At 70.1% G+C, this 14,300-nt stretch carries 8 protein-coding genes; 4 read left to right on the top strand and 4 right to left on the bottom strand.

Features of this window, described 5'->3' with window-relative positions:
* The 3 genes from FJ108_15565 to FJ108_15575 all read right to left on the bottom strand — a co-directional run.
* The coding region (locus FJ108_15565) for a hypothetical protein (GenBank protein ID MBM4337301.1) at positions 1 to 348 on the bottom strand (348 nt) is incomplete at its 3' end.
* Between the two features lie 95 nt (positions 349 to 443).
* On the bottom strand, positions 444 to 7,202 hold the full coding sequence (locus FJ108_15570; protein ID MBM4337302.1) for a hypothetical protein: 6,759 nt from the start codon (positions 7,200 to 7,202) through the stop codon (positions 444 to 446).
* Positions 7,203 to 7,332: 130 nt separating this feature from the next.
* Positions 7,333 to 7,809, bottom strand: a complete 477-nt coding sequence (locus tag FJ108_15575; protein MBM4337303.1) for a pyridoxamine 5'-phosphate oxidase — start codon at positions 7,807 to 7,809, stop codon at positions 7,333 to 7,335.
* 30 nt (positions 7,810 to 7,839) lie between these two features.
* On the opposite strand from FJ108_15575, the gene FJ108_15580 reads away from it, so the two are divergent.
* Genes FJ108_15580 through FJ108_15590 form a run of 3 tightly spaced genes read left to right on the top strand, consistent with a single transcriptional unit; the run spans position 7,840 to position 10,171 of the window.
* Positions 7,840 to 8,757 carry an enoyl-[acyl-carrier-protein] reductase gene (locus FJ108_15580; GenBank protein ID MBM4337304.1) on the top strand — a complete coding sequence of 306 codons (918 nt, stop codon included), beginning with the start codon at positions 7,840 to 7,842 and terminating at the stop codon, positions 8,755 to 8,757.
* A 16-nt stretch (positions 8,758 to 8,773) separates the two neighbouring features.
* Entirely contained in the window at positions 8,774 to 9,205 is a 432-nt protein-coding gene (locus tag FJ108_15585; GenBank protein ID MBM4337305.1) for an NfeD family protein, read from the top strand.
* Between the two features lie 27 nt (positions 9,206 to 9,232).
* The gene (locus tag FJ108_15590) at positions 9,233 to 10,171 is read left to right on the top strand and encodes a paraslipin (GenBank protein ID MBM4337306.1); all 939 of its coding nucleotides are present in this window, start codon (positions 9,233 to 9,235) and stop codon (positions 10,169 to 10,171) included.
* On the opposite strand, the gene hisS is transcribed toward FJ108_15590, so the two are convergent.
* Positions 10,168 to 11,394: a histidine--tRNA ligase gene (hisS, locus tag FJ108_15595; GenBank protein MBM4337307.1), complete on the bottom strand. Its 1,227-nt coding sequence runs from the start codon at positions 11,392 to 11,394 to the stop codon at positions 10,168 to 10,170. The two genes, FJ108_15590 and hisS, sit on opposite strands and share 4 nt — an antisense overlap.
* On the opposite strand from hisS, the gene FJ108_15600 reads away from it, so the two are divergent.
* Positions 11,289 to 14,276, top strand: a complete 2,988-nt coding sequence (locus FJ108_15600) for a 2-oxoglutarate dehydrogenase E1 component (GenBank protein MBM4337308.1) — start codon at positions 11,289 to 11,291, stop codon at positions 14,274 to 14,276. The genes hisS and FJ108_15600 overlap by 106 nt on opposite strands.
* Positions 14,277 to 14,300 lie beyond the last annotated feature (24 nt).

A 14,300-nucleotide genomic window follows, 5' to 3' on the forward strand; every position in this document is an offset into this window, starting at 1 on the left:
TGGGAACTCGGCCTCGACCCGCTCCCGGAGCCGCGCCGTGATTCGAGCGACCTCAGGCGTAGGCGAGCCGTGTTCGTAGTCGGAGACGGAGAACCAGAGCACGCGCCGGTCCTCGCTGACTTCCAGCCGGAGCTCGATCGCCATTGCGAAAGACCGCTTCAGCTTGTGCGTACTCAGGAAGTCCCTCGGCGGAGACTCCGCGTCGCTGATCGTCTCTTCGACTTCGAGATACGAGGCGTCCTGGAGCTCCGATTTCATCCCGACACTTCGCGCCACCTTCGCAGCCAAGCGCTCGGCGCGCGAGATCTCCGCCGCAGAAAAGCCGCCCTCTTCGGTCTCGGATCTCACTTGGGTTCGGGCGGTATAGGTCCAGCGCGGAAACGGCAAACATGCGCCAGCGGCCAGAAGGAGCGCCACCACCAAGACGAGGCGACGTCGTTCGGTCACGGCTCGCCCGTCATGGAGCGCCACGCGATCCGCGCGCTGAATGCAGCCGTGCCAGCGAGCCGATACGCCTGGCCGTAGGGTCCGAGTCGCCAGGGGTCGCTCCACGCGATCCGGATCCAGGTGCGGGGCGCTCGGTTGGTGCAGCCCTTCGCGCAGAGCCTGTCGTGCTCGAATCCCGCTTCGTCCAGCACGCTGTCGAGCTTGTCGTTGCTGGTCTGGTCTCGGCCCCAATACGGTCCATTCTGCAATGCGTAGCGCGGCACCAGCGTACCTTCGATCAGCCATTGAGATGCGTCGCCCATTCCTCTCAGGTCCCCGTTCAGCGTGCGGTCGATCAGCTTGCCGAGACTCATGAACGGATTGATGACGAGCTGTGAGAACGTGCCGAGCGTGAAGGCGTGGAAATCGACGAGCAGGATCCGCGTCAGGTTCAGGACCATCGGGACCGGCGGGAAGGCCGCGTCGGCGAGCCGCATCTCGGCGACCATGTCTGCGAGCGGTGTGTTCCAGACGTCCGATCTCACCTCCGTGTCGCGCTGCGCAGACGACGGGTCGCGCACGGTCGTGTAGGTCGGGTTGCAGCCGCCGAGCAGCGCGATCGTGTTTCCGTACGGAGCGGAGACGCCGGCGAATCGCCCGCTGGGGTCGACCAGACTCGTCGGGCGGTTCAACACGTACGAGTACGGATTCAGGCCTTGTGAGTCGAAGCTCTGCACCACTTCGTCCGGCGAGATGAATCGCCCCCAGCGAGGCTCGTAGAAGCGCGCGCCGTAGTTGTACAGGCTTTCGGCCGCGTCGTCCTGCGGCTGCCCCGTGAAGCGCTGCCCGACCGCGAACGAGCCGAGCTGCGCGATCGACTCGCCAAACGGCGCGTAGTCGCGCGTCTCGACGACGACCCCGTCACGATTCACCGAGCCGATCACCGAGCCGAGGTGGTCGGTGAGGTGCGCGAGAATCGGCTCGGCGTGGCGGCCGTGGCTTCCCGGGCCCGAGCTCGGAGTCGCTGAGGCGGCCGCGGGCGGGAGCGCAGCGATTCCCGACGCGAGCAGGCTGGCGATGGGAGCCGAGGCGGCGGGCGCGACCCAGGACGTGGCCAGGCTCGCGATGCGCACTCCGCCGACGGAGAAGTACTTGCTCGCGCGGCGCGCAGCGACGTCGTACTCGAAGTCGCCGGCGACGTGGATGATCGACGTCGCGCGCGCACCCGATCCGATCGCGGTTCGCGCAAGATCCCCGAACGCGTCGTACTCGTAGCTCGAGCCCCCGTAGCGATGCAGCTTGCCGCGCGCATTCCAGGCGAAGGTCTCGGTCCCGTAGCCGGCCCCGAGATCGATCCGCGCGGGCTCGCCGCCTTCCGTGGCGAAAATCGCCTCCCAGAGCTCTCCCGCCGCGACGAACTCCGAGAGAAAGCGCGGCTTGCTCGCGTGCTGGTAGACCCACGTGCGGTGGTCCCCGCCCCAGCTCTCGGGCAGGCTGCTGGCCTGCGCGCGCGGGTTTCCGAGCGCGTCGTAGCGCCAGGTCCAGGTGACGGGTTCCTGGCGACCCCTCGCCTTCTCCCACGGACCGGTCGCGCTCGACAGTCTCGAGAGGCCATCGTAAGCGTAGCTCCGACTCACTGACTCGGCCCCGAGCCAGCCTGTCTGGGCGACGAGGCGGCCAAGGCCGTCGAATGCCAGCTCGAGGTCGATCGGAGAGCTCGAAGGAAGATTCAGCGGCTTCGTCGCGCGGCAGCCCTGCAGATCCCCCGATCCGTTCCATGCGGCCAGCAACACTGCGACGAAGTCGTACGGATCGCAGCTACCGCTCTCGTCGACGTCGCAGAGATCGGGGCGCGAGAGCGTCTCGTCGCCGAAGCCGAACATCAGGATCGCGAAGGCGTCCGAGAGCGTCACCTGCCCGGTCCCGTCGACGTCGCCGCACTGGCAGCCGTCGCCGATCCCGTCCGGACCGCTGCCCTCGCCCAGGCCGCCCCGATCGAGCTGTGCCGGGTCCCACGCGTTCGGACAGATGTCGCCGGACACGGGGACCCGGTCCCCGTCGGGGTCGTCCGAGACGGGACTGCCGACGCTCGCCCCGATTCCCGAGAGCCGCGCGGTCGCGGGATCGTACGCGTAGGTCTCGGTCACCAGAGCTGCGCCGCCGGGACCCGCGCCGATCTCGAGCGAGCTCGCTCGGCCGAGCGCGTCGTAGTCGGCGTTGCGCAGGACCGCGCCCGTGAAGACCGGATTCGCGGCGTCGGCCCGGATCTCGCGCAGCCGAAGCCCGTCGTACACGTAATCGATAGCCTCGCCGTCGGGGTAGGTCCGCCGGCGCACGCGGTCGAGCTCGTCGTACTCGAAGGCCGAGTCGAACTCCAATCCGGCCGTGCGCTGCAGGACGCGGCTCCGGCGACCGGCGGCGTCGTATCCGTAGAGGTGGGTGGTTCCCTCGGGGCTCGCCCCGATCACGCCGACCAGCCTCGCGAAGTCCGGGCTCGAGTCGTCGTTGCCGTAGACGAAGCTCGCGTCCGAGACACCGGCTCCGCTCGGAACGAAGCGCGTCGAGGCCAGCCGCCCGAGCGGATCGTAGCTGCGCAGCTCGGCGCGGGAGTTGCTCGACCCGTCGTTCTGGGTGCGCGAGAGTAGGCGCCCCTCGTCGTCGTACTCGAAGCGCCAGACGCCCGAATCCGGATCGTCGATCCGCACGCGGCGCCCGAACGAGTCCCAGAAGATCTCGGTGACGTGATCCTGTGTCGCGCAGCGCGGCCCCATCTCGAGCGACGCGCAGAGCGACGGGTCGCTCGCGATCGGATCGAGAAGCTGGTACAGCCGATCGGCGGCGTCGTACCTGGCCGTCACCGCGTGCGGACTGGACAGGCCCGCTGCGTCGGGATGGTTCGCGACCCGCACGATCCGACCCAGCCCATCGGAGGCGCGCTCCGTGCGCTCGACGCGGTTCGCCGGGCTCGGCGCGCCGAAGTGCGTCTCGTCGATCACCGTCCAGGGCGCGTAGCTCGTGATGTGATGGGTGCTGGCGTCGGGGTCGAGCACGAGCGCGACTCGATCGAGCGCGTCGTAGGAGTACGCGCGAACCAGCGCGGGCCCGCCGACGCGTGGGAGAGACTCCGTCCGCAAGCGGCCGCGGTCGTCGAAGCTGCGCTCGACGAAGACGGTCTCACCGAGCGCGCCGGGGGACTCGTGGCGACGGACGCGCGCGAGCCCGTCGAGAACCTCGCGCTCGACCAGGTCGGCCGCCCCGGCGCGATGGACCCGCGTTTCGAGAACGTTCTCACCCGGCGAGCTCGCCCCGGGCAGCGCGTAGCTCCGCGTCTGGACGTACCCGGTCGCCGGCCGCTCGAGTCGCGCCACGCGCCCGAGATCGTCGTACCCGAGAAGCTCGACGCCGCCCGTCGGAGAGCGGACGCTGCACGGCAGCCCGAGTCCGGGCGGCGGCGCGAGCCCGCTCGGACAGCCGGCGTAGTCGATCCGGGTGGCGAGCGGTCGGAGCGGCGCGGCTACGTCTGCGCCGCGGCGGATCTCCGTCGGGAAGGTCCGGTAGGTCGGGTCGTAGTCGATCTCCGTGCGCAGGCCGTCGGGATCGTCGGGCGTCGCCGCCCCGGTGAGCTGCGCCGGGTTTCCCCAGGCGTCGTAGGAGATCGTCGTCACGGTTCGCGGAGCGTCGATGATCGGCGGGCTCGCGAAGTAATCCGTCAGGAACGCGACGACGACTTCCGGCTTGCCGTTTCCCGCCGAGCTGCAGCCGCTCGCGCCGGAGTGGCAGTACTGCCGCTTCGAGTAGACGTTTCCGGCCGCGTCCTTCACGACCTGAGAGTTCACGCGCGAGACGATCGCGGGGAACGCCTCGGACGCAGCCGCGTAGCCGAGCTCGGTGATGCGCTCGTCGCCCGGCACGTCCTGGCCCGTCGCGGGATTCCATTCGCCCCACTCCTCGAGCCGCGCGACGTTGTAGCTCGCGTCGATCGGATCGCCGTAGTTCCAGACGGTGCGCCGCATGCGCCGGTCCGCTTCGCTGCCCTCGACCGCCTCTTCCGTGCGGGTCGCGAGCAGACAACGCCCCCATCGCTGCGCGTCCGAGACGCCGCCGCCGAGCACCTGCAGGTAGTCGAGCGACTCGCGCTCCATCACGCTCTCGCCGCGCGCTACCTCGCGCGAGGCGAGGCTCGACGCGCAGACCCGATCGGTGCGATACGAAGACGAGATCCGCGTCGGGTCGACGCCCTGCTCGAGCTCGGTCTCGATCACGCTCGCGAAGCCGCGGAACTCCTTTTCGGCGTAGTCGAAGACCCCGCCGCCGTACCAGAGCTCCGAGACGATCGCGGGCGTGCCCGCTCGCCCGTCGCGCCGCGTGACGCGGGTCACGACGGGTCTTCGCAGCACCATTTCGGGATTCGCGGGCAGCCCGGACTCCGTCTGGAGCTGGGCCGACATCGCGTAATGGAGCTCGACCGAGCCGCCGAGCGGGTCGGCCGCTCGCGTGAGCAGGCCCGCAAGCGGCTCCGAGCGCTCTCCGTCGTGATTCGCCGCGCGGCTCTGCAGAAAGACACTTCCTCGTCCGGCGGCGACGTAGTCCGGTCGACCGTCGCCGTTCACGTCGCGAATCGACCTCGCCCCGACGGTGATCCCGTCCGCCTCGATCGCAACCTCGTCGAGCACGTCGACCACGCGCCGGAACAGCGACTCACTCGGATTGAATCCGTGGCCGGTTCCGAAGTGCACGTGCCAGTACGGATCTGCGCCTTCGTTCTGCGCCGAGACGTGATCGAGGAACCCGTCGCCGTTCAGATCGTAGAGCCCCGCGCGGACGTAGAGCGGCGCGGCGATCAACGCTTGCGGAATGACGTCCGCCACGGGCTCCGCGGGAAGGAAGCCCGCGCCGTAGCCGTACGCGACGCTGCTGCGCGTGAGCTGGTCGGGCAGCCCGTCGCCGTTCTGGTCCGCGAGCGCCCGGCTCGTGAGTCCGAAGGAAACGGTCTCGATTCCCACGCCGGGCGGCGCCGGCCAGAGCAGCGGCCCGTCGCCGAAATCGAGATACCCCTGCCCGCCCGCGCCGGTCGCGAGCCCGCGATTGGCGAACACCGCCCAGCCGGTCCAGTCCGGCCAGACCGGGCTCCACGACGCCCCGTCCCAGTAGTCGAACGGGGTCGTGCCACGAGTCGCGAGCAGGTCCGGACGGCCGTCGCCGGTCACGTCCGCGAGCAGAGCGCGGGTGTCGGAGGATCCGTTCGTCGTGCTCGCGATCCGGATCCAGAAGTCGTCCGCGTTCCAGCCGTTCCCGAACGAGAAGTCCCAGAGGTGCGCGAGCTCCAGCGACGTCGGGAGTGTCGCGTCGGAGAACCCGTTCGGACCGCCGAGGCGGACGCCCGCCGCAACCGGCTCGAAGCTTCCCGCTCGGTACGACCCGCCGTGATCGATGTGATCGAGGAAGCCGTCGCCGTCGAGGTCGAGCGTCGCGGCGCGCGAGATCTGCAGCGTCGGGACGGAGAGCGTGGAGGCGAAGAACAGGCGGTCGCCCGACCAGCGATTCCCGCGCGCGAGCGCGTAGCCACAGGCGAGCCCCGAGCCGGGCAGGAAGCGCGTGCCGGTTCCGAGCGCGACCTCGGTCCGGCCCGACGTGCTCACCTCGCTGTAGCCCTGCACGAAGTACAGATCGTCGAGACCGTCCCGGTTGAGATCCGCGATGTTCCAGAAGCCATTCCCGGACGGATCCGCGTGCAGGCCGCCGAGCGGCGGGCACTGGGCCGGAGCCCCGAAGTAGCCCGGCTGGTTCACCTGCTCGAATCCGTCGCCCGCGAGGCGCTCCGAGTACGAGAACGTGTAGGGCGGCAGAGCCGCCCGGGCGTCGGCGCCGATCCGCTGCACGCTCGCGAGCCGGCTTCGCGTGGAATCCGGATCCTGCGTGTAGGCGAGCCGGTAGGTCGTGACGAGCTGGTTCGACGCCGCGCGCACCTCGATCGCGGCCACTCGCCGGTCCACCTGCTGGCGGAATCCGGCCCGGGCCCAGACCGGCCGATCCGGGCGCGGCGCGGAGAGCGGATCGTTCAAGACGAACTCGATGCTGCGATTCGCGGCGCTGCCCGCTCCGTACTCGATCCTGGCGAGATAGGCGACGTTCTCGCTCGAGCTCGTGTCGTAGCCGTAGCGGATCTCGTTCCCGCTCACGTCGGTGCTGCGCTCGAGAAGCCAGCTCGCGACCTCGAACGGCGGGAGCGTCGGGTTGGCGAGCCGCGTCGCGCCGGACGAAGACGCGCCGTAGACGAAGACGCGCCCGTCGCGGTCGGCGATCGTCCAGCCGGACGACTCGCCCATGAACTCGATGATGCGACCGTCGTCGCTCTGGGTGCGGTACCGGCACGGAGCCGACGCCGAGCACGGCTCGCAGGCTCCGGAGTCGCAGATCAGGTCCTGCCCGTCGAGAACGTAGTCCGACCGGTAGCACGCGAACGCGCCGCCGGCGCCGCAGCTGCGCGCGTCGAAGTCGAACGGGCCGGCGGTGCGCGTCTCGCGCTCGATCCGGCTCTCGCCGGCGAGCGACCAGCCGAAACCGAGCCAGCCCGCGGGTCCGCGGCCGTTCCCGCTCGCGTACACCAGCGCGAGCTCGGGCTGGTGCCCGGCGGGTCCGGGCGGGACGACGATCGGAATCCGGTAGCTCGCCTCGCCGGTCGCTTCGAGAACCGAACCGCCCTGCGCGAGCGCACCGAGCGGAATCCCGAAGCAGACCAGAGCCAGAAGCAGGAGACGGGCTCGACACACCATCATCGCACCCCCAGAGCTCGAGAGCGAGCTGTCTGGTTAGTGCGTAGATAAAGCGAATCGTGTCACTCGATGGACGAGTAACTCGAGTCACTCAGTCGACGTGAACGAGACGCCGTGAACGATCGGAAACGCGCTAGTACGCGCCGCCGAGCTTCGAGTGGTCCCACGAGACCACGCGCTCCGGTGCAACCCGGATCACGAAGCGCTTCTCGGCGTTCTTCCGCATCGCATCCATGACCGTCTTCGCGGCGGCCTCGTCGCGCGGCAGCCCCTCGCCGCGGCCGCCCGCGCGCAGCAGCGTGTCGCAGGCGAGCTCGAAGTCGTCGATCAGCTGCGCCCGGCCGTAGAGCACCACGCCGCGCAGCTCCTGGTACTCGATTCCCGTCTCGCAGAGCAGGGAGACGCGAGGGTCGCGCTGGATGTTCTTGATCTTCTGGCTGGTGCGGTAGGTGGCCATGCGGATCGAGTCGTCGGGATCGCGCGCGAACCACATCGGCATCGGGTGCGGAAAGCCGCCGGGGCCGTTCGAAACGATCGTGATCGTCTTCTTCGAGTCGATGAAGCGTCGCACCTCGTCCGGGGTCATCTGGATCTGATCGCGTCGTGACATGGGTCCGATCCTACCTGTTATCCTGCGCGGATGCTGTCGATCGATCTCTCGGGAAAGCGCGCGTTCGTCGCCGGCGTCGCCGACGACTGGGGCTTCGGGTTCGCAATCGCCAAGAAACTGGCCGAGGCCGGCGCCACGGTCTGCGTCGGCACCTGGCCGCCCGCCTACGGGATCTTCACCAAGATGCTCGAGCGCGGGAAGCTGGCCGAGTCGCTGCAGATGCCCGGGGGCGGCACGCTCGCCTTCGAGCGCATCTTCGCGCTCGACGCCGAGTACGACACGCTCGCCGACGCTCCGATCGAGCTGCGCGAGAACCGTCGCTACAAGGAGCACGACGACTTCACGATCCAGGGCGTGGCGGACCGCATGGTCGCCGAGTTCGGCGCGCGCCCGCTCGACGTGGTGGTGCACTCGATCGCAAACGGCAGCGAGGTCAAGAACCCGCTGCTCGAGACCAGCCGCAAGGGCTACCTGTCGGCGCTCTCGGCCAGCGCCTACTCGTTCGTGTCGCTGGTGCAGCGCTTCGGCCCGCTGCTGCGCCCGGGCGCGTCGTTCGTCTCGCTCACCTACATGGCCTCGGAGCGCGTGGTTCCGGGCTACGGCGGGGGGATGTCGTCCGCGAAGGCGGCTCTCGAAAGCGACACGCGCACGCTCGCCTACGAGGCCGGCCGGCGCTACGGCGCGCGCGTGAACACGATCTCGGCCGGGCCCTGGGCCTCGCGCGCGGCCTCGGCGATCGGCTTCATCGAGAAGATGATCGAGTACGCGCGCAAGAACTCGCCGCTTGTCGAGGCGATCGACGCCGCCGACGTCGGCGCCACCGCCGCATTCCTGTGTTCGCCGCTCGCGGCCGGGATCACCGGCACGACCGTCTACGTGGACAAGGGTTATCACTCGATGGGTGTGGGCGTGGACGAGGCGGGCGGCGGGCCGATCTCGAACGCCTGAACGCGGAGGGTCTGCAATGCCTTGGTGGGGGTGGATCGTCCTTGGCGCGGCTCTGCTCGCGGCCGAATCGGTCGTCGACGCGCAGTTCTTCCTGGTGTTCTTCGGCGCGGCCGCGCTGATCACCGGCGCGCTCGCCGCGCTCGGCCTGGCCGGGCCGGTCTGGCTGCAGTGGACGATCTTCGGCGCGCTCTGCGTCGTCGGAGCCGCGACGTTCCGGCGACGGCTCTACGCGCGGATCCGCAGCAGCGCAGGCGAGGTCGGCCAGTCCACGGTCGGCGAGCTCGCCGTCGCGCGCGAGCCGATCGCCCCCGGCGGGCGCGGACAGGTCGAGCTGCGCGGCACGGTCTGGCGCGCGCACAACACCGGCTCCACGGCGCTCGCCCCGGGCGAGACCGCGCGCGTGGCCCGCGTCCTCGGCGTCGAGCTCGAGCTCAGCCGCGACGCCTGATCCCGAACCCGCACAGGAGGACCCCGGATGGACCCGTTCGTCGTGATCGCCGTGCTCGCCGTAGTCGCGCTCGCCGTCTTCGTCATCGCCAAGACGGCGATCGTGGTGCCCCAGCAGGCCGCCTACGTGGTGGAGACGCTCGGCCGCTACAGCCGCACGCTGCAGGCGGGCTTCCACATCCTGATGCCGTTCGTGGATCGCGTCGCCTACCGGCACGAGCTGAAGGAGCAGACCATCGACATCGCCGAGCAGGTCTGCATCACGCGCGACAACGTGCAGGTCGGCGTCGACGGCGTGCTCTACCTGCAGGTGCTCGATCCGCGCCAGGCGAGCTACGGAGTGGTGAACTACGGCTTCGCGATCTCGCAGCTCGCGCAGACCACGCTGCGCAGCGAGGTGGGCAAGATCGACCTCGACCGCACCTTCGAGGAGCGCGGCGCGATCAACTCCGCGCTGGTCACCGAGCTCGACAAGGCCTCGGGCGCATGGGGCGTGAAGGTGCTGCGCTACGAGATCAAGAAGATCATGCCCTCGCACGAGACGCTGGAGGCGATGGAGAAGCAGATGCGCGCCGAGCGCGAGAAGCGCGCGGTGATCCTGACCTCCGAGGGCGAGCGCGACGCGCAGATCAATGCGGCCGAGGGACAGAAGCAGCGCGTGATCAAGGAGTCGGAGGCCACGCGCCAGCTGCAGATCAACGAGGCCGAGGGGCAGGCGCAGGCGATCCTCGCCGTCGCCAACGCCACGGCGGAGGGCCTGCGGAACATCGCCGAGGCGCTGCGCCTGCCCGGCGGCGAGGACGCGATGCGCCTGCGCGTTGCGGAGCAGTACGTCTCGCAGCTCGGGAATCTCGCCAAGGCGGGAAACACCTTCGTGATCCCGGCGAACCTCTCGGACGTCGCGTCGATGCTCACGCTCGCGACGACGCTGGTGAAGGGCGCGGGTGGCGCGCCGGCCGCGCGCTAGCGCTCGGTCAGATCCTCGACGCGCACGCGGGTCTCGACACCCGAGGCGAGGTCCTTCACGACGACGAGCCCATCGGCCCACTCGTCCGGGCCGACGATGACGACGCGTCGGGCGCCGGCGGCGTCTGCGGCCTTCAGCGCCTTTCCGATCCGCGGCAGGCCGTAGGGCGCCTCGGTGGCGACGCCCTGCGCGCGGAGCCGCGCGACCAGCCGCCGCGCGGGGCCGGCGAGCTCGGCCGTGACCGGAACCACGACCACCTCGACACGCGGCGGTGTCGCGGGCAGCAGGCCCCGGGCCGCGAGCAGCTCGCCGAGCACCGCGTCGCCCATGCCGAAGCCGAGCGCGGGAAGCTCGGGACCGCCCAGCGACCGGATCAGGTCGTCGTAACGCCCGCCGCCCGCGACCGCCCGCAGCTCGCGCGGCGCGTCGAAGATCTCCCAGACCGGACCGGTGTAGTAGGCGAGCCCGCGCACGATCCCGAAGTCGGGCACGAGCGCGGAGTCGATCCCGTACTCGCGGCAGGCCTCGAGCACGGCGCCGAGCTCCGGGGCGCTCGCGAGCGGATACGCCGCGCAGTGGCCGAGCAGCTGCTTCGCGCGCGCGGCGCCGAGCAGCGCCTCGAGCCGCTCCCCCGCCGCTCGGTCGCGCCCGAGCTTGTCGATCAGCGCCAGCACGGCTGCGTCCTGCTCGGGAGCGACGTCGAGATCGCGAAGCGTGCGCGCGAGAAGGCGCCGGTCGTTGATGTGCACGCGCACGTCGCGCTCGCCGAGTCCGAGCCGGCGCAGCGCGTCGAGCGCGATCGCGATCGGCTCCGCGTCCGAGGCGGGGTCGCTCGCGCCGAGCACGTCGACGTTCCACTGGTAGAAGGCGCGCAGGCGGCCGCGCTGCGGCTTCTCGTAGCGATAGAACTCCGGAACGCAGTACCACTTGATCGGCCGTGCGAGCCGGTTCGCGCGCGACGCGATCATTCGCGCCAGCGTCGGCGTCATCTCCGGGCGGAGCGCCACCGCGCGGTCGCCCTTGTCGGTGAACGTGTACAGCTGTCCGGAGATCTCCTCGCCCGACTTGGCGGTGAACAGCTCGAGCGACTCGAGAACGGGGCCGTCGAACTCCTCGAATCCGGCGGCGCGCGCCGCGCCGTGCCAGGCCGCTTCGATCGCGCGCCGGATCGCGAGGTCCTCCGGGAAGAAATCCCGGAAGCCGGGCAGGACTTGGAAGCGCATCGCGGCGCATCGTAGCCGAGGCCCGCGCAAACGGCCGCCCGGCTCCACTTCCCGACCCTCCCGTCGAAGAGAGAACTCGTTACCATGCGCGCAAGCGGAGGCCAGAAGTGAACGAGGAGCTTGCCGAGCTCTTCTGCGGCGAGAACGGCGCCTGGGTCGAGGCGCTGTACGAGGACTACGTGCTCGGCCGCGAGCGGGTGGGCGCGTCGTGGCGGCGCCTCTTCGACGAGCTGCACGGGCGCCCGACTGCCGCGGAGCCGGCCGGGCCGCAGGCCGCCGCGGAGCCGACCCCCGCGGTTCCCGCGGTCGGCATCATCGCGCTCGTCGACGCCTACCGCAGCCACGGACACCTGATCGCGAAGCTCGACCCGCTCGGAAGCCACCAGGACGCGCACGCGCTGCTCGAGCCGCGCGAGTACGGCCTGCGCGACGAACACATGCTGCGGCGTGTGACCTTCGGCAACTACCTGGGGCTCGCCGAGGGCACGGTGACGGAACTGATCGCGAGCCTGCGCCGCACCTACTCGGGAAGCTTCGGCGCGGAGTTCATGGAGATCCGCGACAAGGTGCGCCGCGACTGGCTGCTCGCGCGAATGGAGCCGCGCGAGAACCGCCCGGAGCCGAGCCCTGAAGAGCGCCTGCGCGTGCTCTCTCAGTTGATGGCCGCCGAGCGTTTCGAGGAATTCCTGCACAAGCGATTCCTGGGCGCCTACCGCTTCTCGCTCGAGGGCGGCGAGGCGCTGATCCCGATGCTCGACGCGCTGGTCGAGGGCGCGGCGGATCTCGGCGCGGCCGAGGTCGTGCTCGCGATGGCACACCGCGGCCGGCTGAACGTGATGGCCCACACGCTCGACATGCCGTACCACGCGATCATGTCGGCGTTCCAGACCTCGCTCATGCCCGCGAACGCGCAGGGCGCGGGCGACGTGAAGTACCACCGCGGCTACTCGGCCGACCGTCGCACCCGGAGCGGCAAGAGCCTGCACCTGTCTCTCTGTCCGAATCCGAGTCACCTGGAGTGGATCAATCCGGTCGCCGAAGGCGTCGTCCGCGCGAAGCAGAACCATCGACTCGATGCCGAGCGAAAGCAGGTCATCCCGCTGCAGATCCACGGCGACTCGGCGTTCACGGGTCAGGGCGTGGTGTTCGAGACGCTCGCGCTCTCGGAGCTCGAGAGCTACTGGACCGGCGGCACGATCCACATCATCGTGAACAACCAGATCGGCTTCACGACCGATCCCCGCGACTACCGCTTCACGCAGTACCCGAGCGACGGCGCGAAGCTGATCCAGGCACCGGTCTTCCACGTGAACGCCGACGATCCCGAGGCGTGCGTGCACGCGGCGAAGCTCGCGATCGCGTTCCGCCAGCAGTTCCGCGAGGACGTGATCATCGACCTGGTCTGCTACCGGCGGCACGGGCACAACGAGGCCGACGATCCGACCTACACCCAGCCGCTGATGTACAAGAAGATCGCCTCGCACCCGCGCGTCACGCGGATCTACTCCGAGCGGCTGATCGCGGAGCGAGCGCTCGATGACGCGGCACTCGCCAAGCTCGAGGAGGAGCAGAAGCGCCGACTCGAGGATGCGTTCGAGGACAGCATGGAGGTGACTCGGCTGGCCGGCGCGGAGGGCTATCAGGGGCTCTGGGCCGGTCTGGAGGGGGCGCAGGTCAGAGACGGGGTCACTGCGGTCCCGCGCGAGACGCTCGATGCCTGCGCGCGCGCCATGCTCGACGTCCCGCCCGGCTTCGAGGTCCACCCGAAGCTGCGCCGCATGCTCGAGCAGCGCGTCCGATCCGTACTCGAGGGCAGCGACGTCGACTGGGGAACGGCGGAGGCGCTGGCGATCGGATCCTTCCTGCGCGAGGGCGTGACGGTCCGGCTCACTGGCCAGGATTCCGAGCGCGGCACGTTCGGTCACCGTCACGCGGTGCTGCACGACGTGGAGACCGGCGATCGCTACACGCCGCTGGCGAAGCTCGCGCCGGAGGGGACGCGCTTCATCATCGCGAACTCCCTGCTCTCCGAGGCCGCGGTGCTCGGCTTCGAGTACGGCTACAGCACGGTCGATCCGAACCGCCTGGTGGTCTGGGAGGCGCAGTTCGGCGACTTCTGCAACGGCGCGCAAGTCATCATCGACCAGTTCATCGCCAGCGGCGAGAAGAAGTGGAGCCGCGCGTCGGGCCTGGTCATGCTCCTGCCACACGGCTACGAGGGCAAGGGTCCGGAGCATTCGAGCGCGCGACTCGAGCGGTTCCTCCAGCTCTGCGCCGAGGACAATCTGCAGGTCTGCAATCTGTCCACGCCCGCGCAGTATTTCCACGCGCTGCGGCGCCAGATCTGCCGCAGCTTCCGCAAGCCGCTGATCGTGATGTCTCCGAAGAGCCTGCTGCGCCACCCGTCGTGCGTGTCGGGAGTCGACGAGCTCTGCACCGGCGCGTTCCGGCCGCTGCTCGACGACCCCGCCTTCGCGGTGGGCGAGCGCGATCCGAAGGCGACCCGCCGGGTCCTGCTCTGCAGCGGAAAGGTCTACTACGCGCTCGCCGAGGCGCGCGAGGACTCCGGCTTCGACGACGTCGCGATCGTCCGCCTGGAAGAGATCCACCCGTTCCCGTTCGACGCGGTGCGCAGCACGCTCGCCCGCTACGGCGCCCGCGAGGTCGTCTGGGTCCAGGAGGAGCCCTGGAACATGGGCGCCTGGTCGTTCGTGTCCGACCGCATCGCGCGCTCGCTTCCCGAGGGCCGGACGCTTCGCTACGTGGGCCGGCCCGAATCCGCGAGCCCCGCCACCGGCTCGTACCGGCTGCACGAGGAGGAGCAGGCGGACTTCGTGCGGCAGGCGTTCGCCGCGCGAGCGCTGCCCCGCGCGGGCGGCTAGCCCGCATTTCTCACCACGGTGGGG

The sequence above is a fragment of the Deltaproteobacteria bacterium genome (assembly GCA_016875225.1).
Classification (GTDB): Bacteria; Myxococcota_A; UBA9160; order SZUA-336; family SZUA-336; genus VGRW01.

Coding starts and splice junctions, on each gene's coding strand:
- FJ108_15585 (MBM4337305.1), top strand. CDS start 8,774: ATGCCTTGGTGGGGGTGGATCGTCCTTGGCGCGGCTCTGCTCGCGGCC.
- FJ108_15590 (MBM4337306.1), top strand. CDS start 9,233: ATGGACCCGTTCGTCGTGATCGCCGTGCTCGCCGTAGTCGCGCTCGCC.
- hisS (MBM4337307.1), bottom strand. CDS start 11,394: ATGCGCTTCCAAGTCCTGCCCGGCTTCCGGGATTTCTTCCCGGAGGAC.
- FJ108_15580 (MBM4337304.1), top strand. CDS start 7,840: ATGCTGTCGATCGATCTCTCGGGAAAGCGCGCGTTCGTCGCCGGCGTC.
- FJ108_15575 (MBM4337303.1), bottom strand. CDS start 7,809: ATGTCACGACGCGATCAGATCCAGATGACCCCGGACGAGGTGCGACGC.
- FJ108_15570 (MBM4337302.1), bottom strand. CDS start 7,202: ATGATGGTGTGTCGAGCCCGTCTCCTGCTTCTGGCTCTGGTCTGCTTC.